Below are 17,052 nucleotides of genomic sequence, written 5' to 3' on the forward strand. Positions count from 1 at the left end.
GGCCTACGCCGGGTCGGCGGCGACGCCGTTGCTGGACGAGCCCGCCTGCCTCGGCACGAACGGCTCGTCCGCGCCGGAGATCTCGGCATCGGAGATCTCCGCATCGGAGCCGCTCTCGGACGAAGCGCTGTCGGTGGGTGCCGGAACCGTCCCGCCGGAGGCGGTGCCCTTGGCGGGAGCTGCCGGACGGCGGCCGAGCATGTCGATGTGGTTCAGCGCCGGGTTCGCCGCGATGACCTTGGTGAAGCTAACGAACTCGCTGGCGGCGTTCAGGCCGGCGAGCCCGGCCAGGACGGCGAGCCGGGGCCCGCGGCCGAGCCGGGTGGCGGCGAGGCCGAGCAGCGCGCCGAGCGCGTTGGAGCCGGTGTCGCCGAGCATGGCGCGCTCGGCGAGGTCCTCGCCGAGCAGCGCGGCGGCGGCGCCGAGCGGCGCGGCCACGACGGCCGAGCCGGACGCGGTCAGCGCCAACGGCGTCCCGGTGATGACACCGACCTTGATGGCGCGGCCGGGCCGCAGGTCGAACAGGTTCATCAGGTTGGCGCCGCCGGCGACGATCGCACCGTTCACCAGCGTGTCGAACGCGCGGCCGGTCCGGGACGGAGCGGGCGACCCGGCGAGCGCGGCGGCGGCCAGACCGGTCGCGCCGATGCCGAGGATCTTCACCGCGCCGCTGGTGACCTCACCGCGGGCGAGCGCTCCGAGGTGCCCCTTGAAGCCGCGGGACGAGGCGGACCCGGCGAGGTCGTCGTAGCCGCCGAGGATGCCGGACCCGGCGCCCGCGAGCAGCACCGCGGCGCGCGTCCGGCCGCCGAGGCCGGGGGTCAGCAGCCCGCCGGCGGCGGCGCCCGCCACGAACGCGGGCCCCTCCAGCAGGGTCACCGGCTCACCGCGGTGGTTGGTGCGCCCCCACACCTCCTCGCCCGGCAGCCCGTTCAGGCCGGGGGGACGGCGCGTCAGCGCGGTGTAGGCGGCGCGCGCGGCGGCGGCGCCCAGCAGCGCGCCGGCCAGCAGCCGCGCACCCCGCACCGGGCCGGAGGCGATGCGTCGGTCCATCAGGTCACCCGTTCTTCCCCGCTGTGGGCGCGGGCGAGGGCAGGTAGCCGCTCGCGCCGTCGCCCGTGCCGTACTGTCCGGACTTGCCGCCCATCTCGTTCTGCAGCGCCAGGATCGCCACGACCTGACCGGAGGAGCTGTCCACGGCATCGACCGTGGAGACCTCGTCCTTGGCGCCCGAGTCGCGCAGCGCCGCGATCAGCCCGCCCTCCTCGGCGGAGGTGGTCGGGCCACCGACGACGGTACCGCGATCGGCGGCGTCCAGTGCGGTCGCCAGGGAGATCAGTGCCTTGTTGTCCTCGTCGCCGCCCTCGTAGGCGTAGGCGGCGGACGGCGCGACCATCACCGCGAGGGTGGCGTGCTGCCCGGGCTTGCCGCTGGTGGTGACGTACCCGGCCTGCTTGAAGCCGTTCAGGACCGCGCCACCGGAGGCGTCCTCGCGCCCGGTCTTGGCGGCGTCCTTGGTGACGAGGGCGCCCGCGAGCACCGCGCCCGCCTTGGTGTAGGCGTCCGCATCGGCCGGGAACTCGACACCGTCGCCCTTGAGCTGGCTGGCGAGTTCGTCGACGGTGTCACGCTGCTCGTCGTCCAGGAGCTTCTTCTGGACGGTGACGCGGCCGGTGACGGCGGCGCCGGCGTTCTTCGCCAGCTCGCTGAGCTGCTCGATGCTGTCGTTGCTGGCACCCGGCGTCTCGATCAGCACCACGGACTGGCCCTTGAGCCGGTCGGCGACGAGCTGCGGCGCCAGCCCCGCGGCGAACTGCTTCTCACCCCGCAGTTGTCCTTCGATCCGCCGCTTGTCCAGGCGGGCCTGCTGCGCGGACTTGGCCGCCGAGTTGGCCTGCTGGCGCAGCGTGTCGCTCACCGAGTTGGACAGGGTGGTGGAGCCCAGCACGATGCCCAGCGCCAGCGCGAGGAAGATCGCGACGATGGAGACGAGGTGGTAGCGAAAATCGATCACGTGAAGAGTCCGGTCAGCCAGAAGACGAAGGCGTGCCAGCGGTCGGCGAGCAGGGGACTGAGGACGTCCCCCGCCGGTGACATGGCGACGGCGGTGACGATGGCGACGAAGGCGCCGAGGACGAGGAACAGCAACGACCAGGTGGAGATCCGGCTGCGGTAGAGCCGGCTGACGCCCTTGGCGTCGACGAGCTTGCTGCCGACGCGCAGCCGCGTGAGGAACGTGCTGGCCATGCCCGCGCGGCCCTTGTCGAGGAACTCGACCATGTTGGCGTGGGTACCGACCGCGACGATGAGCGTGGCGCCCTTGTCGTCGGCGAGGAGCATCGCGATGTCCTCACTGGTGGCGGTGGCGGGGAACACCACCGCCTCGGTGCCGAGCTCGTGCACCCGCTTCAGGCCTGGCGCCCGGCCGTCCCGGTAGGCGTGCACGACGATCTCGGCGCCGCAGGTCAGCGCGTCGTCGGAGACCGAGTCCATATCGCCGACGATCATGTCGGGCCGGTAGCCGGCCTCCAGCAGCGCGTCGGCGCCGCCGTCCACCCCGATCAGCACAGGACGGTACTCGCGGATGTAGGGCCGCAGGGTGGCGATGTCTTCGCGGTAGTGGTAGCCGCGGACCACGATCAGCGCGTGCCGGCCGGCCAGCTTGGTGGTCACGTCGGGGACGCCGACACCGTCGATGAGCAGGTCGCGCTCGCGCTTGACGTACTCCATCGTGTTGGCGACGAACGCCTCCAGCTGGCTGGCGAGGCCCGCCTTGGCGTCGGTGAGCGCCGTCTCGACCGTCTCGGCGGTCTGCGCGGTGCCCTTGGCGACGACGTCCTCGCCGCGGTACACCGTGGACTCCTCGACGCGGACCTGGTCGCCCTCGGCGAGCCTGCTGAAGATCTCCGGGCCGACGTCGTCGACGAGCGGGATGCCGGCCTCGATGAGGATCTGCGGACCGAGGTTGGGATAGCGGCCGGAAATACTCGGCGCGACGTTCACCACGGCCCCGACCTCGCATGACACCAGCGCCTCGGCACTGACGCGGTCGAGGTCGACGTGGTCGATCACGGCGACCTCGCCGGGCTGCAGCCGTTTGGTGAGGTCCTTGGTGCGGCGGTCGAGCCGGGCGACGGCGCTGACACCCGTCCGGCCGTCATCGCGGCCGCGCCCCAGCGCGAGCACGCGCCGCGGCAGCTTCTGGGCCAGCCGGACGCGCCGTTCGGTGGTGGGAGACGGGTCGTTCATCACCGACCATCCTGCCAGAGGGCGGCGGTGAACATGGGCAGGGCCGGACGTCCAGGCGTGTCCGTTCGCGCACCCTCTGTAGTTTTCACTCCCCCGATCGCCGTTCGCCCGATCAGCGTTCCTCGGCGGCCATCGCGAGCAGTTCCTCGGCGTGGGCGCGGCCGAGCTCGGAGTCCTCCAGCCCGGCGAGCATCCGCGACAGCTCCCGGACCCGGCCCTCGCGGTCCAGGGCGGTGACGCCGCTGCTGGTGACGGTGCCGTCGTCGGACTTCTCCACCAGCAGGTGCTGGTCGGCGAAGGCGGCGACCTGCGGCAGGTGCGTGACGACGATCACCTGGGCGTTGCGGGCCAGCCGGGCCAGCCGGCGGCCGATCTCGACGGCCGCCTTGCCGCCGACGCCCGCGTCCACCTCGTCGAACACGAAGGTGGGCACCGGGTCGGCGCCGGCGAACACGACCTCGATCGCCAGCATCACCCGGGACAGCTCGCCGCCGGAGGCGCCCTTGTGCAGCGGCAGCGGCGGCGACCCGGGGTGCGGCGCGAGCCGCACCTCCACCTCGTCGAGGCCGTGCGGGCCGTAGTCCTGAGACCGGCCGACGGTGACGTGCACGCGCGCGTGCGGCATCGCGAGCGCGGTGAGCTCCTCGGTGACCGCGCCGGAGAAGCGCTCGGCGGCGCGGGTGCGGACGGCGGTCAGCTCGCCCGCCTCGGCGGCGAGCCGCTCGGCCAGTTCGGCGTGCTCGGCGCGCAGTTCCTCGATGCGGTCGTCGTCGCCCTCCAGCTCGGTGAGCCGGGCGGCCGACCTCCGCGCCCACTCCAGCACCTCCGTCACCGTCCCCTCCGTCCCGCCGTACTTGCGGGTCAGGGCGGTCAGCTCGGCGCGCCGGCCCTGGGCGGCGGCGAGCCGCGCCGGGTCGGCGTCGACGGACTCGGCGTAGGACGCCAGGTCGGTGCCGACGTCGGAGACGAGGTAGCCGGCCTCGGCGAGGCGATCGGCGAGCGCGGCCAGCTCCGGGTCATGGTCGCGGACGGCGTCCAGGGCGTTGCGGGCCGTGCCGAGCAGGCTCACCACGTTCGCGGCCTCGAACGCGGCGGCGGGGTCGCCGAGCAGCGCCTCGTGCGCGGATTCGGCGGCGCCGTGCAGCGCGTCGGCATGCCCGAGCCGCTCCTCCTCGGCGGCCAGCTCGGTGTCCTCGCCCTCCTTGGGCTCGACCTTCTCGATCTCTTCCAGCCCGAACCGCAGCAGCTCGGCCTCCTGGGCGCGCTCGCGCGCCCGGGTCGTCAGCTCCTCCAGCAGCGCGTCGACCTGGCGGTGCCGCTGGTAGGCCTTGGTGTAGGCGCGCATCGGCTTGGTCAGCGCGCCGCCCGCGTACCGGTCGAGCGCGCCGCGCTGCCGCGCCGACTGGAGCAGCCGCTGCTGGTCGGACTGCCCGTGCACGGCCACCAGGTCGTCGGCGAGGTTGATCAGCAGGCTCACCGGGACGGACCGGCCGCCGAGAAAGGCGCGGGAGCGCCCCTCCGCCGACACCGACCGGGTGACGATCAGCGCGCCCTCGTCCAGTTCGCCGCCGGCCTCCTCGACGCGGTCGACCACGCGGCCACCGGGGTCGACGACGATCCGGCCCTCCACGGTGGCGCGCCCGGCGCCCGGCCGGACCCGTTGCGGGTCGGCGCGACCGCCGAACAGCAGCCCGAGGCTGGTGACGACCATCGTCTTGCCCGCGCCGGTCTCCCCGGTCACGACGTTGAACCCCGGCGACAGATCGAGTACGGCCTCGTCGATCACGCCGAGGCCCTGGATCCGCACCTCATCGATCATCGGGCGCACCAGCGTCACAACCCTCCGCAAACAGATCCCCGTTCAGCGCCTGTGGAGATTATCCCCTCTGCCCGTCCGACGCCTCCCCGTCCGCGGTGAGCGAGGGGTGGGACGGCTGCCGCACACGCCCCCGCCACCCCGTCACGGGCAGCCCGAACTTGGTGACGAGCCGGTCGGTGAAGGGAGTGAGATGCAGCCGCGCGAGCCGCACCGGCTCAACGCCCCGGCGGACCTCCACCCGCGCCCCCGGCGGCAGGTCGAGCGTGCGGCGGCCATCGCACCACAGGACGGCGCGGGGCGTGCCGTCCAGCACCTCGACCGCCACCAGCGACCGCGGCGACACCACCAGCGGGCGGGCGAACAGGGAGTGGGCACTGATCGGGACGACCAGCATCGCCTCGACCTCCGGCCACACCACCGGTCCGCCGGCGGAGAACGCGTAGGCGGTGGACCCGGTGGGCGTGGCGCACACGACGCCGTCGCAGCCCCAGTTCGACAGGGGACGGCCGTCGATCTCGGCGACGACCTCCAGCATCCGCTCCCGCTCGGCCTTCTCGATGCTCGCCTCGTTCAGCGCCCAGGTGGTGCCCATGACCGACCCGTTGCGGCGGACGGTGACGTCGATCGTCATCCGCTCCTCGACGTCGTAGCGGCGGTCGACGACGCGGTCGACGGTCGCGGCGAGGTCGTCGCGCTCGGCCTCTGCGAGGAACCCGACGTGCCCGAGGTTGACGCCGAGCAGCGGGGTACGGGAGCCGCGGGTCAGGTCGGCGCTGCGCAACAGCGTCCCGTCTCCGCCGAGGACCATGACGACCTCGGCGTCCTCGGCGGCCGCGGCGTTGCCGGGCATGACGTCCACGCCCGTGCAGCCGATGTCGCGGGCCTCGTTCTCCAGCACGCGGACGGCGATCCCCGCCGTGCTGAGCCGCTCGATGACGAGCTGGGCGCTGCGGACCGCCTCGGGGCGCCCGGTGTGCGTCACGACCAGCACCGACCTTGTGCTCATACTTTCGCTCCACTCCCCGGCACGTCACTCCCCGGAGCGTCCCGGTGTACGGCCGCCGTCTGTACAAACGCCCTTTGTACGGCCGGCGTCCCCGGGACGCTCACTGCGGGCCCTCGGCGATGGCCTTCGCCAGGTCGGCCTCGTCCAGCGGCGGGGCCCCCGCCCGCAGCCAGAGGAAGTACTCCACGTTGCCCGACGGGCCCGGCAAGGGGCTCGCGGTCACGCCGCGCACCCCCAGCCCGAGAGTCAGCGCGTGCGCGGCCACCCCGCGCACCGCCTCGGCGCGCAGCTCCGGCTCGCGGACGACGCCGCCCGCTCCGACCCGGTCCTTGCCGACCTCGAACTGCGGCTTGACCATGATCGCGTAGTCGGCGTCCGGGGCGGCGCAGCGCTGCACCGGGCCGAGGACGAGTTTCAGGGAGATGAAGGAGAGGTCGCCCACGACGAGGCCGGGCGGGCCGCCGAGCATGCCGGGCTCCAGATCGCGGATGTTCACCCGCTCCAGCACGGTGACACGCTCATCGGTCCGCAGCGACCAGGCGATCTGCCCGTAGCCGACGTCCACCGCGTCCACGTGCGCGGCGCCGGCGCGCAGCAGCACGTCGGTGAACCCGCCCGTCGAGGCGCCCGCGTCGAGGCAGCGGCGGCCCTCGACCGCCAGGCCGGTGAACGCCGCGAGCGCGCCGGCGAGTTTGTGGCCACCCCGCGAGACGTACTCGGGTCCCGCGTCGGCCTCGTCCACCACGATCGCGGCGCCGGCCTCGACCTGCGTGGCCGCCTTGCCCGCCCGCTGCCCGCCGACCCGCACCCGGCCGTCGCCGATGAGCTGGGAGGCGTGCTCCCGCGACCGCGCGAGCTTGCGGCGCACCAGCTCCGCGTCCAGGCGCCGCCTGGTCACGCCGGGTTTCCGGGACGGGGGCGCAGGGCGGTGGGGAACGCGGGGCGCGGCTGGACGGGCGGGACCGGGCCGGCGGACTCGGGCCGGCCCTCACCAGTGGTCGCGGGGTCGTCCTGATCGGCGGAGGCCAGCAGGTCCTGGAGCCGCTGGTGGATGTCCTCGAAGACCTCCACATGCTCGGGGACGGGGCGTCCGGGCAGGTCGCCGAGCCGGGCCAGGGCGGCGTCCACGCGCGGGTCACCGGTGGGCTCGGGCAGCGGTGCGGCGGGGATCTCCTCCGGCTCCCCCTCCGGGCCCCGCTCCTCGTCGGACATCACGTTTACCTCCCAGTCGCACCCGGGCGCGCGCACCGAGTCGCTCCGGTCTCGGTCAGAACGCTACCGTCCCATCACGACATCGTTGTCGACCGAACGGGAGAACGCCCTGACCATGGCGAACGAGGAGGACTGCCGGGCGGCGCTCGGCCGGATCGCCGAGCGACTGGCGGATGTGGACGCCGACCACCTCGCCGAGCACGTCGTGGAGCGGACGATCAGCTGCTGGGTCCCCGACCTCGGGCTGGCCTTCCGGACCCGCCTGCACGCCGGGGGCCTGGACGGCTTCGTCCCCGACGACGACCCGAGGTCCGCCCAGGTCCGGCTCACCGTGGACAGCGACGACCTGGTCGCGCTGGCCCGCGACGAGCTGAACCCGGCCAAGGCCTGGGCCACGGGGCGGCTGAAGATCGAGGCGAGCATCTTCGATCTGCTCCGGCTCCGCAGGCTGCTGTGATCAGCGGAGCGGGGCGAGGGCGTCCAGCGCACCGGAGAGGGCCTCCGCCGTCGGCCGGCCACCGTCCGCCCAGGCGGCGCTCGCCAGGGCGCGCAGCCCGTCGTAGGGGTCGCCTGAGCCGGAGAGCGTGAACCGGCCGCCGTCCCCGCGGGCCGTCCAGCCGCCGCAGTGGTGGCCCTCACCGTCGCGGACCGGCTCGGGATGCGGGACGAGCAGCCCGGTCAGGTCGGAGGCGACATAGGTCGGGCGCTGCCGGGGCGGGGCGGTGAGCGCCTGGAGGGGGTCGGTGACGCCGGTGAACACCAGCAGGCTGTCGGCGCCGCCGTTGTGGGCGCCCTCGATGTCGGTGTCGAGGCGATCACCCACCACCAGCGGCCGCCGCGCACCGGTGCGCCGGATCGATTCCTGGTGCAGCGGGCGCTCCGGCTTGCCCGTGATGATCGGATCGACGCCGGTGGACGAGCTGATCACCCGCAGCAGCGACCCGTTGCCCGGATTCGGCGGCCCGTCCCCGCCCGGAATGGTCAGGTCGCCGTTCGAGCCCACGAACAGGGCACCCGCGCTGACCGCCCGTGCCCCTTCGGAAAGCTGGTCATAGGCGATGCCCGGTGAGAACCCCTGCACGACCGCGGCGGGCTCTTCGGACGCGCGGGACACCGGCCGCAGCCCCTGCGCGTACAGGGCCTGCCGCAGCCCCATCCCGCCCACCACGAGCACTTTCGCGCCGGCGGGCAGCCGCTCGGCGAGCAGCCGGGCCGCCGCCTGCGCCGAGGTCACCACGTCGTCGGGGGACGCGGGGACGCCCACGTCCGACAGCAGTTCCGCGACCGCGGCCGGCGTCCGGGAGGCGTTGTTGGTGACGAACGCCAATCGCTGCCCCGCCGCGCGGGCCTTGGCGAGCGACTCCGGCGCCGCGCGCACCGGACGCCGGCCGATGTAGACGACACCGTCCAGATCGAGCAATGCGACGTCGTACGCCTCGCACAGAGGACGGTCACTGCCCTTCAACGCGGCCTGCCTTCATCGTGCTCCTCGCTTATGTACAGGGGGTGAACGGGCACCGGGTGTCCACGGGTCAGCGGCGGGACGCCAGGGTGGCCCTGGCGTGCCGGAGGGCCCGCTCGTAATCCTTGTTGTCGGGACGCATCGCCGCCGCGAGCGCCAGGTGCTCGACGGCGCCCTCGAAGTCGCCCATCCGGCTGAGCGCCAGTCCGAGGCCGAACCGCGCGTAGTCCTCCGCCGGCTCCTCCTCGACGATCCAGCGGAAGCTCTGGGCCGCCGCTTCGAACTGCCGGGCCCCGAACTGCGCGCGGCCAAGGGCCTCGCGGATGCTGTGCGACTGCGGCTCGGCGTCGGCGGCCCGTGCCAGCAGCTGCAGCGCGGCGGAGGCACTGCCTGCCCGCAACAGTTCCAGCCCCCGCGTGTACCACTCGTAAACCCCGCCGTCGGGAGCGGGTGGATGCCCGGCTGGGTCGTCCCCCGGGGAATCCGCCGGTCGTCCCGGTCCTTGACCGCTCATGTGGACCTCCCCTCGGACTCTGATCACCCCGACGGTACCCGGCGGCTGGACACAGAGCCCCCGATGATTACCATGCCCACAGTGATAGACGACCTCCCCTCCGGACTCGGGCCGGAAGAGTTCAGTGCCCGGATCTTCGGGACCGCGGGACCGCGGACCGGTGGCGGCCTCGAACTGGCCCCGTTCCGCGGCGTCCGCTTCGTCCCAGAGACAGTGGGTGACCTGGCCTCCGTGACGATGCCCCCTTATGACCTGATCGACCAGCCAGCCGCTCGGCTGCTGATGGCGAGCGGCGGACACAACATCGTCCGGCTGAACATGCCGCGCGCCGCAGGTGAGAGTTATCACCAGGCGGCCGAGTTGCTGCGCCGGTGGCTCGCCGAGGGCGCGCTCACGGTCGACCCCGGACCCGCCCTCTACGTCTACGAGGCCGCTGGGGAGGGGACGGTCCTGCAACGCGGCCTGATCGGCGCGCTCGGGCTCCGCGCGGAGTCGGACGGGGTCGTGCTGCCGCACGAGGACGTCTTCCCCGGCCCGGTACGGGACCGGCTGGCGCTGATGTCGGCGGCACGCGCCAACCTGGAGCCGATCTTCCTGGTGTACGAGGGCGGCGGCGACACCGCCCGGATCGTCGACAACGCCACCGGGACCCACCCCCTGCTGGACTTCCGCACGGACGACGGGCTGTCGCACCGCCTCTGGCCGATCACCGACCCGGCCCTGCACGCCCGCGTGTCCGCCGACCTGCGCGACCGGCAGGCCCTCATCGCCGACGGTCACCACCGCTACGCCACCTACCGCGCGCTCCAGGCCCGCCACCACGCCGCCGGAGACGGCCCGGGCCCCTGGGACCGGGGCCTCGCGCTCCTCGTGGACTCCACCCGCTACCCCCCGCACCTCGGCGCCATCCACCGCGTCCTGCCGAGCCTTCCCCCGGGCACCGCGCTGGAGAAGGCCCGCACGGTGTTCCACGTCACCGACATTCACGACGAGACCGCCGCCTTCGACGCCCTCGCCGCGGCACCCCGTCCGGCGTTCCTGCTGGGCGGCGGCGACGGGCTGCACCTGCTCACCGCCCCCGACCCGTCCGTCCTCGGACGGACGATGCCCGCCGGGCACTCCACGCGGTGGCGCGGCCTCGACACCGCCGTCCTCGACCACGTGCTCATCGGCGGCGTGTGGAACGTCCCCGAGAACGAGAACGCCATCGAGGTGGTGCACGACGACCCGTCCGTGGCCATCGCCCGCGCCCGCCGCACCGGCGGCACCGCGGTCGTCCTCAATCCCCTCAGGGTCGAGGACGTCCTCGCCGTCGCGGGCGGCGGCGAGCGGGTGCCGCGCAAGTCCACCTCGTTCGGCCCGAAGCCCCGCACTGGCCTCGTCCTGCGCCTCCTCGAACCCGGAAGCGACCGATGATCGGCAAGATCGCCTGCATCCACCCGGTGGGCGGCCGGCCCGGCTGAGCGGTGGTCCCCGACCCGTCCAGCGGAGATGATCGTCCCATGGACACCACGACCACGATCACGCCGCTCGGCGGGGACGTCTACGAGATCGACACCCGGATGGCGGGCTTCAGCGGCATCACCGCCGGCTACCTGATCCGCTCCGACCGGCCCTGCCTCGTCGAGCCCGGGACGGCCGGGTCCGCGCCCGTCGTCCAGCCGGCCCTGACCGAACTGGGCGTCGGCCCCGGCGACCTGGCAAGCGTGGTCGTGACGCACATCCACCTCGACCACGCCGGCGGCGTGGGCGACATCGCGGAGATGTACCCGGACGCCGAGGTCGTCGTCCACGAGAAGGGCGCACGGCACCTGGCCTCTCCGGAGCGACTGATGCGCAGCGCCCGCATGGTGTACGGCGACAGCCTCGACAGCCTCTTCGGCGAACTGAAGCCGACCGAGGCCACCCGGATCCGCGCCGTCGAGGACACCGGCGTGATCGACCTCGGCGGCGGACGGCGGCTGGAGTCGCACTACTCGCCCGGGCACGCCAAGCACCACGTCGGGCTGATTGACTCCTTGACCGGCGACCTGTACGTGGGCGACGCCGCCGGTATCTATATCCCCGAGACCGCGGACATCCGTCCCGCGACACCGCCTCCGGACTTCGACTTGGACACCGCCCTGAGGTCGCTCGACACCTTCCGGTCGCTCGGACCGCAGCGGCTCCTGTTCGCACACTACGGGCCTGTCTCCACGGTGCGTGACACCCTGGAACGGTCCGCGGAGGAGCTGCGGATCTGGGTGGACACCGTCCGGGACGCCCGGGACCGGGGCCTCGACCTCGACCACGCCGTCGCGATGGTCACCGACCGCACCAGGGACCGCTACGCCATCACGCGCGAGGACGTCGATCCGGAACTCGCCGCCAAGTACGAGATCCTCAACAGCGCCGAGAGCAACGTCGCCGGGATCATGCACGCCCTCGACCGACACGCGTGACCACCGGGCGCCTGGGGTGCCTCGCAGTGGTCTCAGCCGCGCGGGCAGATCGCGAAGCGATGTCACACTCGCCCAGGCACGGTCACCAGGGGCCGGGGCTGCGAGACAGAGCTCAGCTCTGTGGAACGTCCTTGAGGAACACGATCCCGTCGGTGCTGGCCACATGGGCCGGCTCCAGTGGGGAGTAGCCGAACCAGGGGGACACGCGCGGAGCGGGCGGCATGTCGTCGATGACAGCGGCCAGTCGGCGAGAGTCGACGACGTATCGGTCCTCGGGGAGCGCGTACAGGAGCCCTTCGATGGTGTCCGGGGGCGGGACATCCACGCCGCGGTGACGGATCGTGCCGAGGGCCGTGGCGACAAAGGCGTACCCCTCGCCCAGCTGAGCGCTGACGATCGCGCCAGCGCTCCACCATTCCACCGGCTGGCCGCCCATCTGGATCCTGCTCTTGTCCCGCTGGAGATGCCCGTTCTGGGCGTGTACCAGCGCCGGGCCCCGCTCGGCGACGGCTAGCAGATTGGCGGCCATCATCGAATCCCGCAGAGCGCACAGCCACGTCATACGGCCCGGGGACGTGTCGGCCATCCAATAGTGGTAACGCAGCAGGCCGACTGCGGTGCGCCCGGACAGGCGCGCGTGATCCCAGTCCGTCCGCGAGGACGCTGCGGTCAGGTGTGGCGTCTGCGCATCAAGGAGCGCCACCAGATCGTCCGCAAGCAACCGCAACTCCCTTGCCTCGGCCGACCGCCCCACAGACTGGGACGGGTCCATCATCGCGGCGGGATTCGTCCAGGGGTCTTCTGCGCCGCATAGGTGGTCGAGCCTTTCCGCGGCGCAGGGGAGCATGCGCGCGTCCGTCCAGGCCGCGAGGTAGCCGTGGAGTGCGGTGAGGGCTTGCCGAGGGCTCGCGGCGTGGGTGATCTCCAGCGGGCCGTCGAAACCGGCGAAGTGCACCCGCTCAGGTGCGGGCCGGTCGTCGTTGTAGGCGCGCATCCAGCGCACGAGCTCACGGTTGGCCGCGGACGCGCCGAACCCGTGGCTGAAGCCGCGCTCCGTGGCCTCATCCAGGGTGCCCGTGCCCGAGTTGATGTAGTCGTCCACGACCAGGCCCATCAGGCAGTCGCTCTCGATCGCGATCGTCCGATAGCCCTCCTGCTCGACGAGCTGCCGGAAGAGCTCGTTGCGCAGGTCGAGCAGAGTGTCCTCGAAGTGGGTCGGCTCGCCCAGCGCGAGCAGCCGTGGCCGGGCCGGAAGCAGCCTCATGACGGCATTGACCTCGACGGCATGGACGGTGTCGGTGATGTCAGTAGCCATACCTTGAACGGTATCGTTGAACCTTCGGTTGAAACTTTTCCGCGATACCAGCAGGCCAATGGAACGGTACTCTCAAAACGGTGGACGGCTCAGGCCGGTCGACCTCGCACGCGAGCACGGTCTGTCCACACAGGCGATCAGGAACTACGAGGAGAACGGCGTCCTTCCGGCCGCCGGTCGCACACCCCACGGCTACCGCACCTACACCCCGCTGCACGCGCAGGCTCTGCGCGCGTTCCTCGCCCTCGTGCCCGGCCACGGCCACCGGACGGCGACCTCGATCATGCAGGCGGTGAACCAGGACGCGGTCGACCAGGCGTTCCGCCTGATCGACGAGAGTCACGCCCAACTTCTCGACGACCGCCGGACTCTCCAGGCCGTGGAGAACGCCCTCCGGGACCTGGAGCCCACCGCGACGTCCAAGCCGGCTTCGGGGCCGGGGACCGGTGGCACGTTCATCGGGCCGCTGGCAGGCAAGCTCGGCATCAAGCCCGCGACGCTCCGCAAATGGGAGCGCGCAGGGCTGGTGCGCCCGCGCCGTGACCCGCTGACCGGGTACCGCGTTTACGACGAGACCGACGTGCGGGACGCCCGGCTGGCCCACCAGCTCAGGCGGGGCGGCTACCTCCTGGAGCAGATCGCCCCGCTGATCGCCCAGGTGCGGGCGGCCGGCGGGCTGGAGCCGCTGGAGGGCGCCCTGCGCGACTGGCATGGCCGGCTGTCCGCCCGCGGGCGCGCGATGCTGACCGGCGCCGCCGAGTTGGACGCCTACCTCAGCGGACGCGAGTGAACGTCGGCCACCAGGCGAACCGCGGGTCGTCGAGCTTCGGCGCGGTAACGGTAGCGGTCACCGCCGAACGTCCACGAGACCATCCCCTCACGGTGAGAAACCGGGCTGCCGGTCGCGGATCGCTCCGCTGCGGTGTGCGTATCGGACCACGGTGACGCGGTCTGGGGCGGGCGAGGGGTCAGCGTCCGATGCGTTGCTGTGGATGGTGGCGGGCGAGGTGTCGGCGCAGCAGGTCGCGCCCGTAGTCGCCGCCGTTGGGGGTGCGCACGATGGTGTGGACGGCGATGTGCGTGTCGTCGAGATGCCGCTCGATTGGCCGGTAGCCCCGTGTAGGGAATGACCCGGTTGTCCTGGGCGGCGCCACCCAGGTGCCTGCCGTTGACCGGGTCGGCGAGTTCGGCGGGCAGGTCCTGTAGGCGGATCGAGGTGTAAAGAACGGCTTGACGTGCCTGTTCAGGGTGCAAGCTGCGCCGCAGGTCGAGTCCGGCCGTCCGCTGCTCGTCGAACAGGCGCAGGCCCTTGTGGGTACCGCGGTCGGCCTCGGTGGGCTCGGCGCCGATGAAGGTTGGGGTGAGGACCATCTGCGGGCCGACGATGAAGCAGTGCACGCCGAGGTGGTGGCACGCGGCCATCTCCGTCTCGGCCGCCATGGCAGGCGCCTCCGTCCAAGGCGCACAACCGGCGAATGTGCCGCCCCCGTCAAGATCCGGAGGGCGGCTCCTCATCCTCTGCCCGCTTCGGCTCCAGAAACACGGCCGGGGCCTCCGGCGCGTCCTCCGCGGAAACGTCCGGCCCCTCGTGTTCGGCGGGCTTGAACTCGATGGCAGTGGCCGCGACGATCTCAGGCGCCGCGTCTGAGGGCTTCTCGACGGGCTCCTCAGGGTCCTCGTCAGCGGGCTCGTCGACGTCCTCGTCAACGGGCCTGTCCGCAGAATCATCGACCGGCTCGTCCGCAGGTTCACCGCCGGTCGCCTCGTCCACGTCTGTGGTTTCGAGGACGATACCCGGTTCTTCCGTGGCGCTCCCGCCGTCGGCGTCCTCGGTGTCGAGGATGTGCAAACCCTCAAGTTCGGCGTAACGCTCGGCGGCATCGGTCTCGCCGTCCCGGTCGGCCGCCGCGGCTCGCGCGAACCAGTCGGACGCCTCTTCCCCTCGTCCGGCCTCCACCAGTGTGTCGGCGTAGGCGTAGAACAGCCGCGCCGACCATGGTCGCAGCCGCCGGTCGCGAAGCTCGGGAATCTGGAGCGTCACCACCGCCGCCCCGTACTGGCCGAGGTCGCGGCGCACACCCGACTCGACGATGCACAGCTCAACGCGGCCCATCGGGTCCAGGTTCGCCGCCTCCGGCGACTTGACCAGCTCCAGGGCACGCTCAGGACGTCCGAGACCGCGTTCGCAGTCCGCCATCACCGGCAGGTAGGAGTCGCTGCCCGCGCTAAGCCGCCGTGCGGCGCGCAGCTCGGCGAGCGCTTCCGCCCACTCCCCCGCATGGTAGGCGGCCAGCCCCGCCGCCTCCCGGACGATCCCCACCCGGGACGCGAGCCGCCGCGCCGCACGCGCGTGCTTGTACGCCTTCTCCGGGTCCTCTTCGGCGAGTTGCCCGGCCATCACGAGATGACGGGCGACCTTGGTCGCCAGTTCCTTCGGCAGCGTGCGCAGCTCCACACGCGCGTCGGCGTCCAGTTCCTCGCCCGTCACCTCGTCGGGCAACAGCGGGTCATCATGCTTCGGCGCGGGCCGCTCACGCTCGTCCGAGCGGACACGGTCGCGAGGAGGTCCGTAAGAACGCCCACCCTGCTGGGGACGCTTCCCGTCCCGTCCCTTGAACCCCCCAGCTCTCTCGCCAGGACGCCCTTCCCGCTTCCCCTCGAACTTCCGTCCCCCGGACCGACGCTCACCCTGACCGCCTCGGCCACCCTGACCGGAACGTGGAGCGCCGTAGCGCCCCTCGCGACGCTCACCACCCTGAGCTCCGGGACGTCCGCCACGCCCTTCGCCACCTCGATCGGTGCGCGGCGCGCCATAGCGACCCTCACGGCGTTCGCCACGCTCACCACGCGGCGCACCGGAACCTCCTTCTTGACGCGGACCGCGTTCGCCACGCTCACCACGCGGTGCACCATAGCGTCCCTCACGGCCTCCGCCGCCGCGCGCTTCGCGTGGCGGCCCAGAACGGCCGTCACGGCGCTCGCCGCCCCCCTGACCGGTGCGCGGGCTACCGAAACGACTACTACCACCTTGGCCACCCCGAGAACCGCTGAAGCGCCCTTCACGACGCTCCCCACCCTGACCGGCGCGCGGACCACCCTGACCGGTACGGGGACCACCTTGACCAGTGCGGGGACCGCCCTGACCAGTGCGCGGACCGCCCTGACCGGTACGGGGACCACCGGAGCGCCTCTCACGATTCTCGTCAGGCCGGCGTCCCTCACGGGAGTCGGTGCGGCGGTCATCGGAACGCTTGAACGGACGGCTCGGCCGCCGCTCATCACGCTGACCGCGTGCGTCTCGGTCCTTCCAGCTTCCGCCCCCAGGCCGACCACGACCCCCTTGGGATGCGTTGCCACGAGGCGCGGCCCCGCGAGGCCCACCGCCCTTGCGTGCTCCGGAGCCACCTGGACCGCCACGAGCGTTGCCGTCACGACGGCCAGGCTTGTTGCGCCCCCCGTTGTCGCCCCGCTGCCCGCGGTTGTCGTCGCTGCGGCCGTCGTCTTCCGCGCTCATCACGTCCGTCACTGTTCTTGATGGTGGTTCCTGGACACTTACAGCCTACTTTGGCAGGTCCAACACATGCGTCGAGGGCCGCCCCCATAAATCGGGGCGACCCTCGACCAATATAAGTCCGGCGGTGTCCTACTCTCCCACACAGTCTCCCATGCAGTACCATCGGCGCTGAGAGGCTTAACTTCCGGGTTCGGGATGGGACCGGGTGTTTCCCCCTCGCCAAAACCACCGAACGCCTCACGCACCACCCCCACAAACAAAGGGGCAGGCAAACCCAGGCATCCGAGACCAGGCTCGGTATTCACACATCAAAAAAACAAAGAATCAAAGTATCAACGCGGGTTCCCGGTTGTTTTCCAGGAACCACACAGGGACGCGAACACCACACAGCGATTCGGGTTGAACGTATCGTGTGTTCAAGCCACTCGGCCTATTAGTACCGGTCGACTCCACACGTTACCGCGCTTCCATCTCCAGCCTATCAACCCGATCGTCTACCGGGGGCCTTACCCCACCAAGG

17 protein-coding genes and 2 rRNA genes are annotated in these 17,052 nt (G+C 72.2%); 4 read left to right on the forward strand and 15 right to left on the reverse strand.

Going from position 1 to position 17,052, the window contains the following annotated elements; translation table 11 throughout:
- Window positions 1–3: 3 nt before the first annotated feature.
- The 7 genes from AMA02S_RS31550 to AMA02S_RS31580 form a co-directional block, all read right to left on the reverse strand.
- A complete protein-coding gene (locus AMA02S_RS31550; protein WP_245667914.1) occupies window positions 4–1,053 on the reverse strand; it encodes a hypothetical protein in 1,050 nt (349 codons plus the stop codon).
- A 4-nt stretch (window positions 1,054–1,057) separates the two neighbouring features.
- The gene (locus AMA02S_RS31555) at window positions 1,058–2,014 is read right to left on the reverse strand and encodes a copper transporter (RefSeq protein WP_067465529.1); all 957 of its coding nucleotides are present in this window, start codon (window positions 2,012–2,014) and stop codon (window positions 1,058–1,060) included.
- Window positions 2,011–3,249 carry a putative cytokinetic ring protein SteA gene (gene steA, locus AMA02S_RS31560; protein ID WP_084265781.1) on the reverse strand — a complete coding sequence of 413 codons (1,239 nt, stop codon included), beginning with the start codon at window positions 3,247–3,249 and terminating at the stop codon, window positions 2,011–2,013. Before steA ends, AMA02S_RS31555 begins: the two co-directional genes overlap by 4 nt.
- Before the next feature lie 112 nt (window positions 3,250–3,361).
- On the reverse strand, window positions 3,362–5,068 hold the full coding sequence (recN, locus tag AMA02S_RS31565; protein ID WP_067465749.1) for a DNA repair protein RecN: 1,707 nt from the start codon (window positions 5,066–5,068) through the stop codon (window positions 3,362–3,364).
- A gap of 58 nt (window positions 5,069–5,126) precedes the next feature.
- The gene (locus tag AMA02S_RS31570) at window positions 5,127–6,074 is read right to left on the reverse strand and encodes an NAD kinase (protein WP_067465532.1); all 948 of its coding nucleotides are present in this window, start codon (window positions 6,072–6,074) and stop codon (window positions 5,127–5,129) included.
- A gap of 100 nt (window positions 6,075–6,174) precedes the next feature.
- The gene (locus AMA02S_RS31575; protein WP_067465535.1) at window positions 6,175–6,972 is read right to left on the reverse strand and encodes a TlyA family RNA methyltransferase; all 798 of its coding nucleotides are present in this window, start codon (window positions 6,970–6,972) and stop codon (window positions 6,175–6,177) included.
- Window positions 6,969–7,286, reverse strand: a complete 318-nt coding sequence (locus AMA02S_RS31580) for a hypothetical protein (RefSeq protein ID WP_067465538.1) — start codon at window positions 7,284–7,286, stop codon at window positions 6,969–6,971. The genes AMA02S_RS31575 and AMA02S_RS31580 overlap by 4 nt, the downstream gene beginning before the upstream one ends.
- A gap of 85 nt (window positions 7,287–7,371) precedes the next feature.
- Here AMA02S_RS31580 and AMA02S_RS31585 point away from each other — a divergent pair, with 85 nt between their 5' ends.
- Window positions 7,372–7,743: an SCP2 sterol-binding domain-containing protein gene (locus AMA02S_RS31585; protein ID WP_369688416.1), complete on the forward strand. Its 372-nt coding sequence runs from the start codon at window positions 7,372–7,374 to the stop codon at window positions 7,741–7,743.
- On the opposite strand, the gene AMA02S_RS31590 is transcribed toward AMA02S_RS31585, so the two are convergent.
- Both AMA02S_RS31590 and AMA02S_RS31595 read right to left on the reverse strand, forming a co-directional pair.
- Complete coding sequence (locus AMA02S_RS31590) at window positions 7,744–8,751, reverse strand: HAD-IIA family hydrolase (protein WP_067465540.1); 1,008 nt, start codon at window positions 8,749–8,751, stop codon at window positions 7,744–7,746.
- A 67-nt stretch (window positions 8,752–8,818) separates the two neighbouring features.
- On the reverse strand, window positions 8,819–9,262 hold the full coding sequence (locus AMA02S_RS31595) for a tetratricopeptide repeat protein (protein WP_067465542.1): 444 nt from the start codon (window positions 9,260–9,262) through the stop codon (window positions 8,819–8,821).
- A gap of 72 nt (window positions 9,263–9,334) precedes the next feature.
- On the opposite strand from AMA02S_RS31595, the gene AMA02S_RS31600 reads away from it, so the two are divergent.
- Together AMA02S_RS31600 and AMA02S_RS31605 are read left to right on the forward strand one after the other, a co-directional pair.
- On the forward strand, window positions 9,335–10,678 hold the full coding sequence (locus AMA02S_RS31600; RefSeq protein ID WP_084265782.1) for a DUF1015 family protein: 1,344 nt from the start codon (window positions 9,335–9,337) through the stop codon (window positions 10,676–10,678).
- 86 nt (window positions 10,679–10,764) lie between these two features.
- Entirely contained in the window at window positions 10,765–11,703 is a 939-nt protein-coding gene (locus tag AMA02S_RS31605) for an MBL fold metallo-hydrolase (protein ID WP_067465545.1), read from the forward strand.
- Window positions 11,704–11,815: 112 nt separating this feature from the next.
- On the opposite strand, the gene AMA02S_RS31610 is transcribed toward AMA02S_RS31605, so the two are convergent.
- A complete protein-coding gene (locus tag AMA02S_RS31610; protein WP_067465547.1) occupies window positions 11,816–13,018 on the reverse strand; it encodes an erythromycin esterase family protein in 1,203 nt (400 codons plus the stop codon).
- Window positions 13,019–13,076: 58 nt separating this feature from the next.
- On the opposite strand from AMA02S_RS31610, the gene AMA02S_RS31615 reads away from it, so the two are divergent.
- Entirely contained in the window at window positions 13,077–13,808 is a 732-nt protein-coding gene (locus AMA02S_RS31615) for a TioE family transcriptional regulator (RefSeq protein WP_067465550.1), read from the forward strand.
- On the opposite strand, the gene AMA02S_RS40795 is transcribed toward AMA02S_RS31615, so the two are convergent.
- The 5 genes from AMA02S_RS40795 to AMA02S_RS31635 all read right to left on the reverse strand — a co-directional run.
- Entirely contained in the window at window positions 13,787–14,458 is a 672-nt protein-coding gene (locus tag AMA02S_RS40795; RefSeq protein ID WP_169806920.1) for a DUF3500 domain-containing protein, read from the reverse strand. The two genes, AMA02S_RS31615 and AMA02S_RS40795, sit on opposite strands and share 22 nt — an antisense overlap.
- A 49-nt stretch (window positions 14,459–14,507) precedes the next feature.
- Window positions 14,508–15,518: a hypothetical protein gene (locus tag AMA02S_RS31625; protein ID WP_245667915.1), complete on the reverse strand. Its 1,011-nt coding sequence runs from the start codon at window positions 15,516–15,518 to the stop codon at window positions 14,508–14,510.
- The gene (locus AMA02S_RS43050; protein WP_169806915.1) at window positions 15,503–16,261 is read right to left on the reverse strand and encodes a hypothetical protein; all 759 of its coding nucleotides are present in this window, start codon (window positions 16,259–16,261) and stop codon (window positions 15,503–15,505) included. Before AMA02S_RS43050 ends, AMA02S_RS31625 begins: the two co-directional genes overlap by 16 nt.
- Before the next feature lie 387 nt (window positions 16,262–16,648).
- Window positions 16,649–16,765: ribosomal RNA gene (gene rrf / locus AMA02S_RS31630) — 5S ribosomal RNA — on the reverse strand.
- 179 nt (window positions 16,766–16,944) lie between these two features.
- Window positions 16,945–17,052: ribosomal RNA gene (locus AMA02S_RS31635) — 23S ribosomal RNA — on the reverse strand; the annotation flags it as partial.

It is taken from the genome of Actinomadura macra NBRC 14102, from assembly GCF_001552215.1.
Lineage (GTDB): Bacteria > Actinomycetota > Actinomycetes > Streptosporangiales > Streptosporangiaceae > Spirillospora > Spirillospora macra.

Excerpts from the sequence above, each read along its gene's own strand:
- AMA02S_RS31550 (WP_245667914.1), bottom strand. The coding sequence starts at position 1,053 with ATGGACCGACGCATCGCCTCCGGCCCGGTGCGGGGTGCGCGGCTGCTG.
- steA (WP_084265781.1), bottom strand. The coding sequence starts at position 3,249 with ATGAACGACCCGTCTCCCACCACCGAACGGCGCGTCCGGCTGGCCCAG.
- recN (WP_067465749.1), bottom strand. The coding sequence starts at position 5,068 with ATGATCGATGAGGTGCGGATCCAGGGCCTCGGCGTGATCGACGAGGCC.
- AMA02S_RS31570 (WP_067465532.1), bottom strand. The coding sequence starts at position 6,074 with ATGAGCACAAGGTCGGTGCTGGTCGTGACGCACACCGGGCGCCCCGAG.
- AMA02S_RS31580 (WP_067465538.1), bottom strand. The coding sequence starts at position 7,286 with ATGTCCGACGAGGAGCGGGGCCCGGAGGGGGAGCCGGAGGAGATCCCC.
- AMA02S_RS31595 (WP_067465542.1), bottom strand. The coding sequence starts at position 9,262 with ATGAGCGGTCAAGGACCGGGACGACCGGCGGATTCCCCGGGGGACGAC.
- AMA02S_RS31600 (WP_084265782.1), top strand. The coding sequence starts at position 9,335 with ATGCCCACAGTGATAGACGACCTCCCCTCCGGACTCGGGCCGGAAGAG.
- AMA02S_RS31605 (WP_067465545.1), top strand. The coding sequence starts at position 10,765 with ATGGACACCACGACCACGATCACGCCGCTCGGCGGGGACGTCTACGAG.
- AMA02S_RS31610 (WP_067465547.1), bottom strand. The coding sequence starts at position 13,018 with ATGGCTACTGACATCACCGACACCGTCCATGCCGTCGAGGTCAATGCC.
- AMA02S_RS31615 (WP_067465550.1), top strand. The coding sequence starts at position 13,077 with ATGGAACGGTACTCTCAAAACGGTGGACGGCTCAGGCCGGTCGACCTC.
- AMA02S_RS40795 (WP_169806920.1), bottom strand. The coding sequence starts at position 14,458 with ATGGCGGCCGAGACGGAGATGGCCGCGTGCCACCACCTCGGCGTGCAC.
- AMA02S_RS43050 (WP_169806915.1), bottom strand. The coding sequence starts at position 16,261 with ATGACCGCCGCACCGACTCCCGTGAGGGACGCCGGCCTGACGAGAATC.